This window comes from Neorhizobium sp. T25_27, assembly GCF_002968565.1.
Lineage (GTDB): Bacteria > Pseudomonadota > Alphaproteobacteria > Rhizobiales > Rhizobiaceae > Neorhizobium > Neorhizobium tomejilense.
Window position 1 is genome coordinate 1 of record NZ_PVBJ01000026.1, and the last position, 15,670, is coordinate 15,670.

The 15,670-nt window shown below is 63.4% G+C and carries 17 protein-coding genes and 1 pseudogene; 14 read left to right on the forward strand and 4 right to left on the reverse strand.

Translation table 11 applies throughout. From position 1 onward, the window contains the following. Nucleotides 1-359 precede the first annotated feature (359 nt). The 10 genes from C5J24_RS31290 to C5J24_RS31340 all read left to right on the forward strand — a co-directional run bounded on the left by C5J24_RS31290 (nucleotide 360) and on the right by C5J24_RS31340 (nucleotide 9,343). Complete coding sequence (locus C5J24_RS31290) at nucleotides 360-2,705, forward strand: putative monovalent cation/H+ antiporter subunit A (protein WP_105423636.1); 2,346 nt, start codon at nucleotides 360-362, stop codon at nucleotides 2,703-2,705. Nucleotides 2,706-2,991: 286 nt separating this feature from the next. Beyond that, the gene (locus C5J24_RS31300; protein ID WP_046669524.1) at nucleotides 2,992-3,429 is read left to right on the forward strand and encodes a Na+/H+ antiporter subunit B; all 438 of its coding nucleotides are present in this window, start codon (nucleotides 2,992-2,994) and stop codon (nucleotides 3,427-3,429) included. After that, the gene (locus C5J24_RS31305; protein ID WP_046669525.1) at nucleotides 3,429-3,806 is read left to right on the forward strand and encodes a Na+/H+ antiporter subunit C; all 378 of its coding nucleotides are present in this window, start codon (nucleotides 3,429-3,431) and stop codon (nucleotides 3,804-3,806) included. The genes C5J24_RS31300 and C5J24_RS31305 overlap by 1 nt, the downstream gene beginning before the upstream one ends. Nucleotides 3,807-4,133: 327 nt before the next feature. Next, entirely contained in the window at nucleotides 4,134-5,699 is a 1,566-nt protein-coding gene (locus C5J24_RS31310; RefSeq protein ID WP_105423638.1) for a Na+/H+ antiporter subunit D, read from the forward strand. Continuing rightward, nucleotides 5,696-6,169 carry a Na+/H+ antiporter subunit E gene (locus tag C5J24_RS31315; protein ID WP_046669527.1) on the forward strand — a complete coding sequence of 158 codons (474 nt, stop codon included), beginning with the start codon at nucleotides 5,696-5,698 and terminating at the stop codon, nucleotides 6,167-6,169. The genes C5J24_RS31310 and C5J24_RS31315 overlap by 4 nt, the downstream gene beginning before the upstream one ends. Continuing rightward, nucleotides 6,166-6,570 carry a cation:proton antiporter gene (locus C5J24_RS31320; RefSeq protein WP_105423640.1) on the forward strand — a complete coding sequence of 135 codons (405 nt, stop codon included), beginning with the start codon at nucleotides 6,166-6,168 and terminating at the stop codon, nucleotides 6,568-6,570. The genes C5J24_RS31315 and C5J24_RS31320 overlap by 4 nt, the downstream gene beginning before the upstream one ends. Continuing rightward, nucleotides 6,567-6,911 (forward strand): monovalent cation/H(+) antiporter subunit G, encoded by a 345-nt coding sequence (gene mnhG / locus C5J24_RS31325; RefSeq protein ID WP_037083993.1) that lies wholly within the window; start codon nucleotides 6,567-6,569, stop codon nucleotides 6,909-6,911. Before C5J24_RS31320 ends, mnhG begins: the two co-directional genes overlap by 4 nt. A gap of 435 nt (nucleotides 6,912-7,346) precedes the next feature. Then, nucleotides 7,347-7,778 (forward strand): MucR family transcriptional regulator, encoded by a 432-nt coding sequence (locus C5J24_RS31330; RefSeq protein ID WP_037083991.1) that lies wholly within the window; start codon nucleotides 7,347-7,349, stop codon nucleotides 7,776-7,778. 313 nt (nucleotides 7,779-8,091) lie between these two features. Continuing rightward, nucleotides 8,092-8,523 carry a helix-turn-helix domain-containing protein gene (locus tag C5J24_RS31335; RefSeq protein WP_105423642.1) on the forward strand — a complete coding sequence of 144 codons (432 nt, stop codon included), beginning with the start codon at nucleotides 8,092-8,094 and terminating at the stop codon, nucleotides 8,521-8,523. Further along, the gene (locus C5J24_RS31340; protein ID WP_245446890.1) at nucleotides 8,516-9,343 is read left to right on the forward strand and encodes a DUF6456 domain-containing protein; all 828 of its coding nucleotides are present in this window, start codon (nucleotides 8,516-8,518) and stop codon (nucleotides 9,341-9,343) included. The genes C5J24_RS31335 and C5J24_RS31340 overlap by 8 nt, the downstream gene beginning before the upstream one ends. 63 nt (nucleotides 9,344-9,406) lie before the next feature. On the opposite strand, the gene C5J24_RS31345 is transcribed toward C5J24_RS31340, so the two are convergent. Next, nucleotides 9,407-9,730: a helix-turn-helix domain-containing protein gene (locus C5J24_RS31345; protein WP_245437525.1), complete on the reverse strand. Its 324-nt coding sequence runs from the start codon at nucleotides 9,728-9,730 to the stop codon at nucleotides 9,407-9,409. A gap of 127 nt (nucleotides 9,731-9,857) precedes the next feature. On the opposite strand from C5J24_RS31345, the gene C5J24_RS31350 reads away from it, so the two are divergent. Beyond that, nucleotides 9,858-10,451 carry an NADPH-dependent FMN reductase gene (locus C5J24_RS31350; RefSeq protein WP_105423647.1) on the forward strand — a complete coding sequence of 198 codons (594 nt, stop codon included), beginning with the start codon at nucleotides 9,858-9,860 and terminating at the stop codon, nucleotides 10,449-10,451. 92 nt (nucleotides 10,452-10,543) lie between these two features. Here the strand turns inward: C5J24_RS31350 and C5J24_RS31355 are convergent, their stop codons facing one another. After that, nucleotides 10,544-11,305 carry an SDR family NAD(P)-dependent oxidoreductase gene (locus tag C5J24_RS31355; protein ID WP_105423649.1) on the reverse strand — a complete coding sequence of 254 codons (762 nt, stop codon included), beginning with the start codon at nucleotides 11,303-11,305 and terminating at the stop codon, nucleotides 10,544-10,546. A 155-nt stretch (nucleotides 11,306-11,460) separates the two neighbouring features. On the opposite strand from C5J24_RS31355, the gene C5J24_RS31360 reads away from it, so the two are divergent. Further along, nucleotides 11,461-12,081 (forward strand): TetR/AcrR family transcriptional regulator, encoded by a 621-nt coding sequence (locus C5J24_RS31360; protein ID WP_105423651.1) that lies wholly within the window; start codon nucleotides 11,461-11,463, stop codon nucleotides 12,079-12,081. Here C5J24_RS31360 and C5J24_RS31365 read toward each other — a convergent pair. Both C5J24_RS31365 and C5J24_RS31370 read right to left on the reverse strand, forming a co-directional pair. Then, the gene (locus C5J24_RS31365) at nucleotides 12,065-12,487 is read right to left on the reverse strand and encodes a SufE family protein (RefSeq protein ID WP_046669534.1); all 423 of its coding nucleotides are present in this window, start codon (nucleotides 12,485-12,487) and stop codon (nucleotides 12,065-12,067) included. The two genes, C5J24_RS31360 and C5J24_RS31365, sit on opposite strands and share 17 nt — an antisense overlap. Before the next feature lie 230 nt (nucleotides 12,488-12,717). Then, nucleotides 12,718-13,137 (reverse strand): DUF5330 domain-containing protein, encoded by a 420-nt coding sequence (locus C5J24_RS31370; protein ID WP_046631663.1) that lies wholly within the window; start codon nucleotides 13,135-13,137, stop codon nucleotides 12,718-12,720. 465 nt (nucleotides 13,138-13,602) lie between these two features. Between C5J24_RS31370 and C5J24_RS31375 the strand changes: the two genes are divergently transcribed. Together C5J24_RS31375 and C5J24_RS31380 are read left to right on the forward strand one after the other, a co-directional pair. Further along, a complete protein-coding gene (locus tag C5J24_RS31375) occupies nucleotides 13,603-15,138 on the forward strand; it encodes a HAMP domain-containing sensor histidine kinase (protein WP_172724206.1) in 1,536 nt (511 codons plus the stop codon). Beyond that, a pseudogene (locus C5J24_RS31380) lies at nucleotides 15,110-15,670 on the forward strand (hypothetical protein); the annotation flags it as partial. The gene C5J24_RS31375 and the pseudogene C5J24_RS31380, both read left to right, overlap by 29 nt.

Genomic DNA, 15,670 nt, shown 5'->3' on the forward strand with positions numbered 1-15,670 from the left:
TCTTCTGGAGCCAATCGGAAACATTCCGCCTGCAGAGGCAGAAGAACAATACTACGCCATGCTGGACGCGCCAGCGATGGCCGCATAACTTAAACCAAACGGTCTCCGGCAAACCCGGGGCGGTTCACAGTGATAGCATTGGCCGCTCTGGTCCTTTACCGGATCTACACGGAGCTATGACCGCCAATGGCGCGAAGCTGCCCCCTCAAGCATCGGTCGCACTTGCCGTCAAATTCCCGAAAACTCGCGTTTCTGTGTGTTTCGTCCGGTTCCGCTTGAGGCGGGGCTAGGTTTCCCATAGAAAATCACCTGCCTCCGAACGGTCGGGCGGTGTGGGGCTTCTGAAGCGTGGAGATGACATGGCTGCCAATGCGCCGGCGTTGACGTTCTTCGCACTCTTCCTTCCCTTCCTCGCTTCCGTTCTGGCGCCTGTCCTCACCCGTCTTCTGGGCGACAGGGCCGCCTTCGTCCTGGCGCTGGCCCCGGCGCTCGCATTTGCGCATTTCTGCACCTTCCTGCCCGAAATCGCCGCCGGCGAAGTGGTGACCGGGGGGTATGCCTGGGCGCCGAGCTTCAACCTCTCCTTCTCGTGGTTCCTCGACGGCCTGTCGCTCACCTTCGCGCTTCTCATCACCGGCATCGGCGCCCTGATCGTCGTTTATTCTGGCGGCTACATGAAGGGTCATGAGGGGCAGGGGCGCTTCATGGCCTTCATCCTCGCCTTCATGGGCGCCATGCTCGGCCTCGTCGTCTCCGACAGCTTTCTGATGCTGTTCGTCTATTGGGAACTGACCTCGATCACCTCCTTCCTGCTGATCGGCTTCGATCACGAGCGGGAGGCGGCGCGGCGTGCGGCGCTTCAGGCGCTGGTGGTCACCGGCGGCGGCGGGCTCTGCCTGCTCGCAGGCCTGGTCTTCCTCTGGAACATAACCGGCGTCACCCAGCTTTCGCTGCTCGTGCATCTGGGCGACGGGCTGCGCCAGAGCCCGTTCTATCTGGCAACCCTGCTGCTGGTGCTTGCCGGCGCCTTCACCAAGTCGGCGCAGTTTCCGTTCCATTTCTGGCTGCCGAACGCCATGGAAGCGCCGACGCCTGTCTCGGCCTATCTGCATTCGGCAACCATGGTGAAGGCCGGCGTCTACCTGCTGATGCGGCTGAACCCGGTCATGGGGGATACGCCCGCCTGGGTGATCCTGCTGCCTTTCTTCGGCGGTATTACCCTCATTGCCGGCACCTTCCTCGCCGTCCGCCAGACGGACTTGAAGCTGATGCTCGCCTACACGACCATGGCCTCGCTCGGTCTCCTGGTCATGCTGACCGGTTTCGGTTCGGCCCATGCGGTCGAGGCGGCGGTGCTTTATCTCGTCGCCCATTCGCTGTTCAAGGGCGCACTGTTCATGGTCGCCGGCACGGTGGATCATGAGGCAGGCACCCGCGACGTCACCAAGCTCGGGGGCTTGCGCGCCGCCATGCCGGTCACCTTCGGCGCGGCGCTTTTGGCGGCGCTCTCGATGGGCGGCCTGCCGCTGTTTTTCGGTTTCCTCGCCAAGGAAGAGATCTATGCGGCACTCGCCGCCGGCAATCCGCGCGCCGTGTTTTTCACCGGCCTCGCCGTAATAGGCAATGCGCTGATGTTCGCGATTGGCTTTGCCGTGGCGCTGAAACCCTTCCTCGGTCCCCATGTCGAGACGCCGAAACATGCCCACGAAGGACCAATGACGCTCTGGCTGGGCCCGGTGGTTCTCTCCGTGCTCGGCTTGGCGGCCGCACTCTTTTCCGGTGTGGCGCATCGTTACATCTCCTCGCCGATGGCAAGCGCGATCACCGACGAAAAGATCGTCATCGACATTTCCACCGTGCCGCATCTGGGCCTGCCGCTGCTTCTGTCGGTGATCACCGTGTTGCTCGGCGCGCTCGCCTTCTGGCGGCTGACGGACCTTCGGGCCTTCATGGTGCGGGCGGTGGAAAGCCTTGGCCCCGGACCGGACCGAGGTTTCGATCATGTCGTCTCCGGCCTGGTGCGGCTTTCGGCCGCCGTCACCCGTTTCGTCCAGCCGGGCCGGCTGGAAATCTACATCACCGCCACCTTCATCCTGCTGGCCGCGACGCTGCTCGTCCCGCCCTTCCTGTTCGGTGAACTGCCGGCAATGCCCGCCTGGCCGGAGCAATTGCTGGTCCAGGAAGCGGCGTTTTTTGCAATCGCGGTGATCGGCCTTATTGCCGTGCTGCGCGCAAAGGACCGGCTGACGGCGATCGTCTCGCTCGGCATCCAGGGTTTTGCCGTCGCCGTCATCTTCCTGCTGTTCGGCGCGCCGGACCTGTCGTTCACCCAGTTCATGGTCGAGACGCTGTCGGTCGTCATCCTGGCGCTGGTGATGACCCGGCTGCGGCTCACCCCGCGGGATCATCGGCCCCTGGGACAGTCGCTCTTCGACGGCATGGTCGCGGTCGCCTGCGGCCTCGGCTTCACGCTGCTGCTTTTGAAGTCGACGCAGGCGCCGTTCGACACCGTGCTCACCGATTTCTTCAATACCTATTCCAAGACCGTCGCCCACGGCGCCAACGTCGTCAACGTCATCATCGTCGACTTCCGCGGCACGGATACATTGGGCGAGATCGCGGTGGTGATGGTGACCGCGCTCGCGGTCCTGGCGCTGATCCGGGTGAGGGCGGGTAAACGCGCCGGATCGGGGGAGGGGCGATGAGACTCGTCATCATGGCTTACCCCCCTATGCCCTGCCGGGCATCTCCCCCACAAGGGGGGAGATCGACTCGCGGTGAGATTTCGACCACCATCGAGCGTTGCGATCGGGGCTTCTCTTTTGGGGGGAGGTTGCTTAGAGGCAGGCCAGCGCGCCCAGCCGATCTCCCCACCCGTGGGGGAGATGCCCGGCAGGGCAGAGGGGGGCTGGCAGGGTTCGACCTACGAAGGGAACGGACCTTCTTCAACCTCAAAGAAGTGGTGGCAACCAACGGGCGAGGTGCGCATCCATGAACACTCTCATCCTGCGCACCGTCGCCCCGTCTCTTACCGCGTTGATGCTGCTGTTCTCCGTCTTCGTCCTGCTGCGCGGCCATAACGAACCCGGCGGCGGGTTCATCGGCGGGTTGATCGCGGCCTCGGCGCTGGCGATCTACGGCATCGCCTTCGGCGTGCCTTCGGTACGCCGCGCGATCCGGTTCCATCCGATGGCGATTGCCGGTTTCGGCCTGCTGCTCGCCACCCTTTCCGGAGCGCTGTCCATCTTCTTCGGCGTGCCGTTCATGACCGGGCTCTGGGTCTATCCTGTCATTTTCGACGTGGAGCTACCGCTCTCGACGGTGATGTCCTTCGATATAGGCGTCTATCTGGTCGTGGTCGGGGCGATTACCTCGATCGCGCTTGCGCTCGAACAGGAGCCGGGCTCCGACGTGGAGGGGGAGGACTGATGGAAGCGCTGTTTTCGATCCTGATCGGCCTGTTCTTTGCGGGCGCCATCTATCTCATCCTGTCGAAATCCACCGTGCGCATCCTGCTGGGCGTGGTGCTGCTCGGCAACGCGGTCAACCTGCTGCTCTTCACCGCCGGCCGGCTCACCCGCGAAGTGCCGCCGATCATCCCGGCCGGCATGGACACGCTGTCGCCAGGCGCCGCCAATCCTCTGCCGCAGGCGCTGATCCTGACGGCGATCGTCATCTCGTTTTCCTTCTTCGCCTTCCTCCTGGTGCTGACCTACCGCGCCTACCAGGAACTCGGCACCGACGATACCGACGAGATGCGGCTCGCCGAACCGCGGCAAGAACCACTCCCGCCGCTGGGATATTGAGAGGATGGTTTTGCAGGTTGTCATGTTCTTTCCCGCCACCGGCTTTGGATACCGCGGCACCCCCCTCTGCCCTGCCGGGCATCTCCCCCTCAAGGGGGGAGATCGAATCGTGGCGGCGCCTTGGCCTTCATCAACGACACTGATTGAACCTTCTCTTCCGGGACTAAGGCAGCTTGTGGCAGGTCAGTGCGCCCATCCGATCTCCCCCCTTGAGGGGGAGATGCCCGGCAGGGCAGAGGGGGGTATCTCGACTTCGACGATAACCGTCCGGAAGGGCCAAGTTACCGCGGCGATATTCGCCGACAGCCCACCCGGAGGTCTCCACTGATGGCCTCTCCTTCCACCGATCTCTCCGCAGCCCTGATCCTCGCCGCCCCGCCGCTTGCCGACTGGCTGGTCGTACTCCCCGTCGCGCTGATGATCGGCCTCGGTGCCGTGCTGATGATGGTGCGCAAGTCCGTTCGCCTGCATGGCGGCATCGCGATCGCGGGGTTGGCGCTGCTCGTCCTCCTCGATGCCGCTCTGCTCTGGCGCGTCTCGGTGCATGGTCCGGTCACCATGGTGATGGGCCGCTGGCTGCCGCCGTTCGGCATCGCTTTTACCGCCGACCTTTTCGGCGCGGTCATGGCGCTCGCGGCGGCCGTCGTCGCACTTGCCGCCGGCATATTCGCGCTCGCCGATATCGACGCGAGCGGCCGGCGCTACGGCTTTTACCCGTTCCTGATGCTGCTGATGGCCGGCGTCACGGGCGCGTTCCTGACTGGCGACATCTTCAACCTCTATGTCTGGTTCGAGGTGCTGCTGATCTCGTCCTTCGGCCTCCTGATCCTCGGCTCTGAGCCGGAGCAGATCGATGGCGCGCTGAAATACGCGGTCCTCAACCTGATCGGCACGACGCTGTTCCTGATCGCGGTCGGTTACCTCTATGCGATCTTCGGCACGCTCAACATGGCCGATATCGCCCGCAAGGCGGCAGGCCTGCGCGAGACCGCGCCGCTGACGACGCTGACGGCGCTGTTCGTCCTGGCGTTCGCGATGAAGGCTGCCGCCTTTCCGGTGAATTTCTGGCTGCCGGCCTCCTATCACACGCCGCGCGTGGTCGTGTCGGCGCTGTTCGGCGGGCTGCTCACCAAGGTCGGCATCTATTCGCTGATCCGCGTCACCATCATGCTCTTCCCCGTCGAGCGCGAGGCATTGAGCTTGATCGTCGCCATCTCGGCGGCGCTCACCATGCTGGTCGGTGCGCTCGGCGCCCTGGCGCAGAACGATATCCGCCGGCTCGTCGGTTACGTGGTCATCGCCGGCATCGGCAACATGATGGCGGGCGTCGCGATCGGCACGCCGGCGGCCGTCAGCGGCGCCATCCTTTATGCGCTGCATTCGGTGGTGACCATGACCGCGCTTTATCTGGTGTCGGGGGAAGTCGGCCGGCTCGGCGGCACCTGGGCACTCTCCGGCCTCGGCGGACTTTACCGGAAGGCGCCGTGGTTCTCGGGCGCCTCCTTCCTGCTGTTCCTCGCCGCCTCCGGCCTGCCGCCGCTCTCCGGCCTGTGGCCCAAGGTGGCGCTCCTGAAAGCTTCGCTCGATATCGGCGCCTGGTGGCTGGCCGCGGCGATCCTCCTTTCCGCCTTCCTGGTCACGCTGGCGCTCGCCCGCGTCTTCCTGCTTGCCTTTTGGCGGCCGCAGCCCGACCCTGTTCCCGAGGCCGCCGCTCCGGCCGGCTCGTCCGCCGATTGGCGTATCGTCCTGCCGCTAGGCTGCCTGACGGCGCTGGTCGTTGTTTTCGGCCTGCTGCCGGAACCGCTGCTCGATCTGGCCCAGAGGGCGGCGGAGGGGCTCGGCGAGCCCGCGGCCTATATCCAGTCGGTCTTCCCGGGAGGGACAGCGCGATGATCACCTATATCCTGTCACTGGTCTTTGCCGTCGTCTGGGTCGCGGTCACCGGCAGCGCCACGCTGCATAACCTGATCTTCGGTTTTGCGCTGTCGACGCTCGTGCTCTGGATCGTCCGCGACGAGATGGGCGCCCGCGGTTACTGGCGGCGGCTCGGCCGCATCCTGTCGCTACTCGCCCTGTTCCTGAAGGAACTGGCGCTGTCGGCCTGGAAGGTGGCGGTGCTGGTGATGAGCCCGCACATGGACCTGAAGCCCGGCATCTTTGCCTTCCCGCTGACCGTCACCCGCGATTTCGAGATCACGCTGCTTGCCAACCTCATCACGCTGACGCCCGGCACGCTGTCGGTCGACGTCTCCGAGGACCGCAAGACGCTGTTCGTCCACGCGATCGATTGTTCCGATATCGAAGCCACGAAACGGGATATCGCCAACGGCTTCGAGCGCAAGATCATGGAGGCGTTCCGATGACGACGGCTGAAATGATCATCTCCTATGCGGTCTGGCTGGCGCTCGTGGTGCTCGGCTTATCCTTCCTGCTCACCGTCTGGCGGGTGATCAAGGGGCCGACGCTTCCCGACCGGGTCGTGGCGCTCGACATGCTGACCGGCATCGTCATAGGCTTCATCGCGCTGATCGCCGTCCGCACCGGCTTCACGCTCTATATCGATATCGCCATCTCGCTCGGCCTCGTCGGCTTCCTCGCGACCGTGGCTTTTGCGCGGTTCATCCTGTCGCGCGGCAACAGGGAGGCGCCGAAGGGGGACATGATGAAGACGTTCACGGCGTCGGTGCCCGAACCGCGACGCAAATCCGCGGCAAGGCGCCCATCCGGCATCGGGCCGGCCGTCCGGCGGAAGGCGAAGAAATGATGGATATTCTATTGGCCGCGATCACCGCTCTTCTGATCCTTGGCGGCGCCGGGTTCGCGCTGGTGGCGGCGATCGGCCTCAATCGTCTGCCGGACCTCTATACCCGCATGCACGCCGCATCCAAGGCCGGCACGGTCGGCTCCGGGCTCCTGTTGCTTGCGGTCGGCGTCCACGCGGGCGATCTGCCGACTTTTGCAAGAGCGCTTGCAGGCTTCTTTTTCTTCGTGCTGACAGCGCCGATTTCGGCGCATCTGCTCGCTATGGCAGCACACAAGGTTGGCTATCCACTTTGCGCTGAGTCCGTCCGGGATGAAATGAAGGATTACGATAAGCGAATATAATCCATTCTGGACCGAGTTATAACCCTGTCGCGACTGAGCAAATGCCCATCTATTCATCAGTAAAGCTGATGTAGGGGCGATATAGGTGGCAGAAAGGCTGGTAACCGGCAAAATTCGCACTTGGAGATGAAGCGAAGCAGTGGTACTTCATTACAAGTAGAGTGCAGATGTTGTTCTAGATTAGGCGTTCCCTCGTCATTTTGGTGAGTCGACAAGTTCTTCCGATGAGGAACAATAACGCCGTTCACACGCAAGGGAAGGTTCCAATCGAGCGCAATATCCGGTGTGAACCGTTTTCTTTTCCGCATGAAGCTTAGGGGTAGGCTTCGGTCGCAAGACGGCGGGGCGGCATAGGTTTTCTCCGGGAGACTCTACGAACGGGCAGGTGTCGCGGAGGTCGCGGGGCCAGCCAGTCACTTAAACAGGAGACAGGAAATGACAGACGTCGCATTGGGCAAAAGCCCGGATCTGCTGGTAGAGCTGACCGCAGATATTGTGGCCGCCTATGTGAGCAACCATGTTGTGCCAGTCAGCGATCTTTCGAATTTGATCGCGGACGTGCATTCGGCGTTGAGCAACACCTCTTCGCCGGCACCGGTTGTCGTGGCCATCGAAAAGCCGAAGCCCCCGGTTCCGATCAAGAAATCGATCGAGGATGACTATCTCATCTGCCTGGAGGACGGGCAGAAGTTCAAGTCGCTGAAGCGGCATCTGATGACTCACTACAACATGACGCCGGAAGAGTATCGCGAGAAGTGGGGCCTGCCGGCCGACTATCCGATGGTGGCGCCCGCTTATGCGGAAGCCCGCTCCAGGCTCGCCAAGGAAATGGGTCTCGGCCAGCGCCGCAAGCGCGGCAAGGCCTGATCCGGGCGACGCCCGACAAGGCAGGGAGGATTTGAGACCAGCCCGATGAGGACCGATCGCAACAGCGGCGGGGTGGCTGGTTTTGGCATCGACGTAAAAGATGCGGATAAAGAACCGGGCCGATTGAGTGCCCGGTTTTTCCTTTTTGAAACAGGCATCGCGGGGATGGGTAGAGGAAAAAAATCCCATTATCTTTCGGGAGCTTGTGGAAATTATCAACAATTTCAGCTTATAATTGCGTGGAGGCGGTTTCCAGCGTCCCCGTTTTTGCTCTAGGGTGTATGAATTAATTCCTATTAATTGAGGAGTTGTCATGCCTTTCGAGAGATATTTCCAGTCCTCCGCCCCGCCTTCCTCATTGCCGTTTTCCCCGCCTGTGCCGCTGGACACGGCCGGTTCACCGATGCTTCCCGCCAGCCTGCCGCTCAAGAGCGCCTGCCGCATCGTCCGCCAGATGGTTTCCGAACTGGTCCAGCTTTTCGGCGATAGGGTGATGCTGCGCCGCGACCGGCGCCGGCTTTCCTGCCATGTGCGCCAGATCGCCATGTATGTCTGCCATGTGGCGCTCCAGATTTCGATGAGCGACATCGGCGAGGCTTTCGGCCGCGACCGCACCACCGTCGGTCACGCCTGCCACGTGGTCGAGGATCGCCGCGACGACCTCGCCTTCGACGAGTTCGTCTCGGCCGTCGAGCGCATCGTCACCGCCGTTTTCGGCCTCTCGGAGGTAGCGGCCCATGATTGAAGCAATCCGGAAACCCGTGATGGACAAGGCTGCGGACCCGACCCTCAGGCGGCACCTCCTGCGACTGATCCGCCAGCTCGCCCGCGGCGACTGCGCGATCACGGCGGGTGAGGCGGGTGAGATCAGGCTCGTCGGGGCGGAGGAACGAACCTATCCCGAAGCGGTGATCGCCCAGGCCCGCTCGCTCGGGCTGGCGCAGCTCGGCGACGGAAGGATTGCCGCAAGTGCGGCGGCGTCCAGCTTCCTGCGCCGTGCGCTGGTGACGGGCGAGGAGGCCTTCGTCGAGCAGCATGGCGAGATCGTCGTGACCTCCACCGAGATCGACGGCGCCCGCCAGCCGGTGCGCCGGAACCTGGCCGAATCACCGCTCGGCGTGATCGCACGGATGAAGGACCGCGACGGAAAACCCTTTCTGCCGGCCGAAGCCTTGGACGCGGGCGAGCGGCTGCTCGCCGATTTCACCCGCGGACAGCTCCAGCCCCGCGTTACCGCCTCCTGGGAACCGCGGCTCGCCACCCGCGCCAAGGGCACCGCCGGCGGCCATGCCGACATCGCCGACAGCGCGATATCGGCCCGCAACCGTTTTTCCAGGGCAGTGGAAGCGATGGGGCCGGAACTTTCCGGCGTCGCGGTGGATGTCTGCTGCTTTGCGAAGGGTCTTGAGACGGTGGAACGCGAACGCCAATGGCCGGCACGCTCGGCCAAACTCATGCTGCGTACCGCGCTGCTCGCACTTGCCCGCCATTATTCGCCGCCGGTTCCGGCAAAACGCCGCCAGAACCACCACTGGGGAGCCGAGGATTACCGGCCGGTCCTGTGACGGAAAAGACTTGTGAGGTTGACGCTGCAAATGCCGCCCGTGACCGGCTCCACAAGCACCGGCCTACTGCGCCGCCCGTTTCGCTGCATAAGCGGCGCGGGCGGCGTCGATCCTCGGGGAGTTCGCATGGGTCCAGTCGGCCAGCGCCTGGACCGGTTCCCAAAAATCGCGGCCGAGGTCTGTCAGGGCATATTCCACCTGCGGAGGCGTCGTCGGGGTGACGGTCCGCGTCACGAAACCATTCTCCTCGAGATCGCGAAGAGTGGAAGCCAGCATCTTCTGGCTGATCTCACCGATCTCGCGCTTCAGTGCGTTGAAGCGAAGAGGGCCGTTACCCAGAACGCGCACGACCAGAAGCGTCCACTTGTCGCTGATCCGGGCCAGCATGCGGCTGATTGGCCCGCAGGACACGGTATCCTCGCGGTTACCTGGTTTCCGAAAAGTGCTGTCTTGATGGGGCACCGGATCCTCGGATAGATGGTTACGGACAGAAACCAACATACATGAGGATACCATGGTTCCGAAGCCCAAAATCGCGGTCATTATCGGCTCTACCCGCCCCACCCGCTTTGCCGACAAGCCGGCACAGTGGATGTTGAAGCAGGCGCAGGCGCGTGACGACATCGAGGTCGAACTGATCGATCTGCGCGACCATCCGCTGCCGTTCTTCGACGAGATGGCCTCGAACATGTGGATGCCGAGCCAGAATCCGGAAGCTGTACGCTGGCAGGAAACCGTCGGCCGCTTCGACGGTTACATCTTCGTGGTCGCCGAATACAATCACTCGATCACCGGCGTGCTCAAGAACGCCCTCGACCAGGCTTACAAGGAATGGATCCGGAAGCCTTTTACCGCCATCGGTTACGGCGGCACGGGCGCGTCGCGCGCGGTGGAACACCTGCGCGGCATCGGGGTCGAACTGCAGATGGTATCGACCCACGCCGCCGTCCATATCGGTGGCGGAGACTTCATGGCGGTCGCCCCCAGGGGCGGCAACAAGCCGATCGAAGAGATCGAGGCAAATCTGCTGGCTTCTGCCAAAACGGCGCTCGATGAGTTGGTCTGGTGGGCAAAGGCCACAATGGCCGCCAAAGCAGCGGAAGCCTGATTCCTGACGCCCAATCCCTGAGCTTCGTTTGAAGCTCAGGGATTCTTTTTGGGCGGTGACCCGGACCTCTGTCGAAGCTCCGGCTGTGACACTCAGATCCCGAGACCGCCTGCCACGTTGATCTGCTCGCCGTTGATGTAGCCCGCATGCGGCCCGGCGAGGAAGCAGATGGTTTCCGCCACTTCCTCGAGTGTTGCGATGCGACGGATCGGATGCATGTCCAGGATGGCGTCGCGGTTCGGAAGCTCGCCGGCAACGTCCGCCGCCATGTCGGTCGGCATGATGCCGGGCTGCACCACGTTCACCGTGATGTTGCGAGGCCCGAGGTCGCGCGCGATGCCCTTCGCATAGCCGGCGAGGGCCCACTTGGTTCCGGTATAGTCGGCGACGCCGGGGAAGGGGACGTAGGAGCCGAGGAGGGAGCCGACGAAGATGATCCGGCCACCGTCGGTCAGCTTTTGCGCCGCCGCGCGGGTGTTGGCGATCGTGCCGAGCACGTTGACCTGCCACTGGCGATTATAGTTGTCCCCGTCGAGTTCCGGATCGTCGACCAATTGACCCTGGATGGCGATGCCGGCATTGTTGACGAGGATGTCGAGCCTGCCGAATTCCGCCATCACCCTGTCGATCAGGGGTTTTGCCGAAGAAAGATCGGCCTGGTCGCTCTTGACCGCAATCGCGCGAACGCCCTTTGCCCTGAGTTTTTCGACGACGGCTTTCGCCTTGTCGGCCGAGGCCGCGTAGCTGATCGCGACGTCTGCTCCGTGATCGGCGAAGGCTTCCGCCGTCGCGGCACCGAGGCCGCGCGAACCGCCGGTAATGAGGACGACCTTCCCCTTGAATATGTTGGACATGAGTATCCTTTCCCAATTCGACGAGGGCTCCGCTCGATCCTGCCAAGCGGCGCCCAATTTCATAACGTATGTTACGATAACGATCGGTATGGAATTTGACAGGGCCGGTCAAGCCGTTTAATAACGATCGTTATGAAAATAACAGGACAGAGCTGATGGGACGCCATCGCGAATTCGATGTGGAGAAGGCGCTCGACGCCGCGTTATGCGTCTTCTGGCGCAAGGGCTATGAAGGTGCCTCCTATGCCGACCTGACGGAGGCGGCAGGTGTCGAAAGGCCGGCCCTCTATTCCGCCTTCGGCAACAAGGAAGCGCTCTTCCGCAAGGTCCTGGCACGCTATTACGAGCGGTACGTGGATTATCTTCCCGCTGCACTCCAGTTGTCCACGGCGCGCGAGGTTGCGGCGCACGTTCTCCAGGGTGCGATCGACCTCACCACCCGTTATCCCGACCATACGGGATGCCTCGCCATCCAGGGGGTGCTGGCGGGATCGGATGAAGCGGAGCCTGTCCGCCAGGCCTTGATAGAGTCGCGCGCCGAAGGCGAAGCGCAGCTTCGTGAACGCTTCGAGCGAGCAAAGGCCGAGGGCGACCTGCCGGAGACGGCCAGGCCTGATACTCTTGCGGCATTCCTGATGGCCGTTCTTCACGGCATGGCAGTGCAGGCCAAGGCCGGCTTCAGTCGCGACACGCTGGAGGCCGTTGCCGAGCAAGCGCTCGCCACCTGGCCCGAGGGCAAGGGCGAGGGGGCTTTGCGCCCTAGGCCGCAGCCCTGATCCTTGCTTCTTCCCGGATACGCTTGACCATCGAGCGCAGCCCGTTGGCGCGCTGGGACGACAGGTGTTCGACAAGCCCGATGCGGTCGAAGATTTCGATCGCGTCTGTGGCGGCGATCTGGGAGGCGGTCCTGCCGGAATAGACGGCGAGCACGATGGCGACGAGGCCGCGCACGATATGGGCGTCCGAATCGCCGTCGAAGGTCATCACCGGATCGGCACTGCCGTCCCCGAGATGGCTGACCAGCCAGACCTGGCTCGCGCAGCCCTGCACCTTGTTCTCCGCGGTCTTCTGGTCGTCGGGAAGGTCCGGCAGCGCCTTGCCGAGTTCGATCACGTAACGATAGCGGTCTTCCCACTCGTCGAGGTATTCGAAATCTTCGATGATCTGCTCGAGGCTGGCCATAAGCGCTCCGGTTCTTCTATCCGCTCCATATAGGCACTGCAGGCCGGGATAAAAGCAAAAAAACGCCGTGAGGGGTAATCCTCACGGCGTCAGCAAATGCTGAATGACAGGGCAGGCAGATCAGGCACCGGGAACCGTGGCATTGAGAGCCCGGTGCAAGCTTTGAAATTCGAATTCGGATCAGACGTCCGGTATCAGGTCGATCTGGTGCGCCGACCTGATGCGCGGGATTAGTGGGTCGGCCGTTTCTGCGGGACCGGAACGGTGCCGGTGAAGATCGTGTCGGCGCCGGTTGCGGCTGCCGTTTCGGCCTGCTTGGCCGGGAATGGGGTCGGCTCCGGATCGGCAAGCACCGCGGTCCGGGTGCCCTTGTCGCCGAACTGCTTGTCGAGCAGCTCGAAGGCGACTTGGGCGCCCTGCCTGGCCCTCGTGCCGAGCGCCGAGAAGGTCTCGGCACCCTTTTCACAGACCTCAGGCTTTTCGGTGCAGATGGCGCTCACATATTGATAGGCTTCGGTCGCAGCCGAAAATGCATTGCTGACCTGCAGGGGCGAAAGCCCGTCGGTCTCGGTCGCCGGCTTGCTGCTGAAGTAGGAGAGCACTACCAGCACCGCCGCGAACCACATACTTCCCTTGATGAGAAACCACATCGTTCTATCCACCTGTTTTTCCCGCTCTTGGGTATCGAGCGGGCCGCCGGATCTGTGCCGGTCTTGAACATGGTTGTACCGCCGGGAAGCAAATATGGCTTTGACGGGATCGTTCGGTTTTTCGGCAAATTTGCTTAAAATGCGAAATATCGGCATTTGCAGCGTCTTTGTCGCGAACTTGAATCGAATTTTAGCGATCGATGTTAAGCATAATTGCGGCGGTCCGCCCGAAACCTAGGGCTTTGTCGGGCGCCGGTTTGCCACAAAGGTTAACGCATTGCGAAAAATCGAAGCAAATCCACCGCTTACGTGGCGTTAACCACAAACTCGGAAGGCTTGGCCCTTCTGTCCCAAAGCCGGATTTTGGCCCATTGCGGGACTTCCAGACACCCCTTCTTTTATCCTTTCCTTAAGCCACGGGGGCCTATTGTCGGCTTCGATAAACGAGTCTGTGCAGGGTTTTGCGTGCGCGTATTGAGTAACATTGCCGGAAAGGCGGTCATGCTGGTCGACGAGACCGCAAGCCGCTGGCTGACGCGCCTCGGCGAGGGCGACACCGCGCGTCCCGGTGAAATTGCCCAGTTCCGCCGGCTCGTGTTCTGTGGCCTTGCCGCATTCGTCACCGTGCCGCCGGCGCTTGCGCTGCTCCTGCCGCCGGCGCTGGCCCTGCCGGTCGGCGTTGCGCTGGTTCTGTCGCTTTTCCTTCTGGCCGCGGCCGCCTCCTTCGCCTTTCCGCGCCATGCCGTGGCCTCCGTTGCTGCGCCCCCGCCGGAAGATGCTGCCTTCGATGCGATGCCGGGCCTGTCGCTCATTCTCGATCCGCATGGCCTGCTGGTGAAGACTGGCGGCCGCGATCAGCATCTGTTTCCGCCAAGCCTGCGCGAGGCGGCCGGTGAGCCACTTGCCGAGCGCGTCCACGTATCCGACCGGATCGGCCTCGTCCAGGCTTTCGACATGCTGCGCCAGGGTGTGCCAAGCGCCGCTGCCGATGTCCGCATCGAACGGCCGTACTCGGCGGCCGGCCGCCAGTTCCTGTCCGTTCGCCTCGACATGACCGCCATCCGCGACGGCGAAGGGGAACTCCTCTACGTCCTGGCGCAGGCGCGCGACATGTCGGAAGAAGAGCAGCTCCGTCTGGAAGCCGCGGCCAATGTCGCCGAGGCCCGTTCCGCCCATGAGGCGAAGTCGAGGTTCCTCGCTGCCGTCAGCCACGAGCTGCGCACCCCGCTCAACGCCATTCTCGGTTTTTCAGACGTGCTCATCGGCGAATATTTCGGCCGGCTCGAAAACGATCGCCAGCGCGAATATGTCGGCCTGATCCGCCAGTCCGGCGGCCATCTCCTGTCCGTCGTCAACACGATGCTCGACATGTCGAAGATCGAGGCCGGCCGTTACGAACTGCTTGCCGAGCCCTTCGCCATCGCCGAAGCCGTGGAAACCTGCCGTGCCATGCTCGATCTGACCGCCCGTGAAAAGGGCGTGACGCTCACCAGCCGCGCCCCGCGCGGGCTTGGCGAAGTGATCGCCGACCGCCGCGCCGTGCAGCAGATCCTCATCAACCTGGCCGGCAACGCGATCAAGTTCACCGGCCCCGGCGGCGTCGTGTCGATCGACGCCGTGCTCGAGGGCGATGACGTCAAGATTTCGGTCAGCGACACCGGCATCGGCATCGCGGCGGAAAAGCTGCAATATATCGGCCAGCCGTTCATGCAGGTGGAAAACGCCTATACCCGCACCTACGAAGGTACCGGTCTCGGACTTTCTCTGGTAAAAGGTCTGGTGGCGCTGCACGGCGGTCGTTTTACGATCGTCAGCCGTCCGGGCGAGGGGACCGTGGTGACGATCTCGCTGCCGGCAGACGGCTCGGGCGTCGAAGCAAAACGGGATGACTCCCGGGAGGAAAAAGTCGAATTCCCGCCGCGGCTGAGGGCAGCCCGGCATGCGGCCATGATGGACGAACAGGATTTTATCGATGACCGCGCGGAAGCGAAAATCGCCTGACAGGAAAAAACCTGTCAAGCAACCGGGCATTCTATCGAACCTGCTGCTGGCGGGAGCGCGGGCTGCTGCGCGCCGGCCGAAGGCCCTGATCGGCTGCGCTGCCTTCGGCATCGTTTTCTCCTTCGTCGCCGCCAATGCGCTCTGGTACCAGCCGGGCGGCCATCCGTCTCCGTTCCTCGCCACCCGCGATTCCAAGAACCCGAACCAGATCGCCGGTTATCGTCCGGCAAGGCGCACCGCGCCCGCCGATGTCACCACCTTTCGTATCGAGCGGGCCGACCCGAGCGTCGTAGCGCCAGCTCCAGCCGCCGCGCCGACCGCAATGCCAGCCGCAGCGCCTGCCCAGACGGCAGCGCCCGCGCTGACGGTTGTCGCGCCGATGCCGCGCCCGGCGCCGCAGCAGGCCGCCGCCCAGCCGGAAGCATCCCCTGACGCCCAGCCCGCAGCGCCAAAACCCGCCGAGACAGCCCGGGCCGCGCCGGCAAGGCCCGCGCCGTCCCTGGTCCAGCCGCCCCGGCCTGTTTCTCCGACC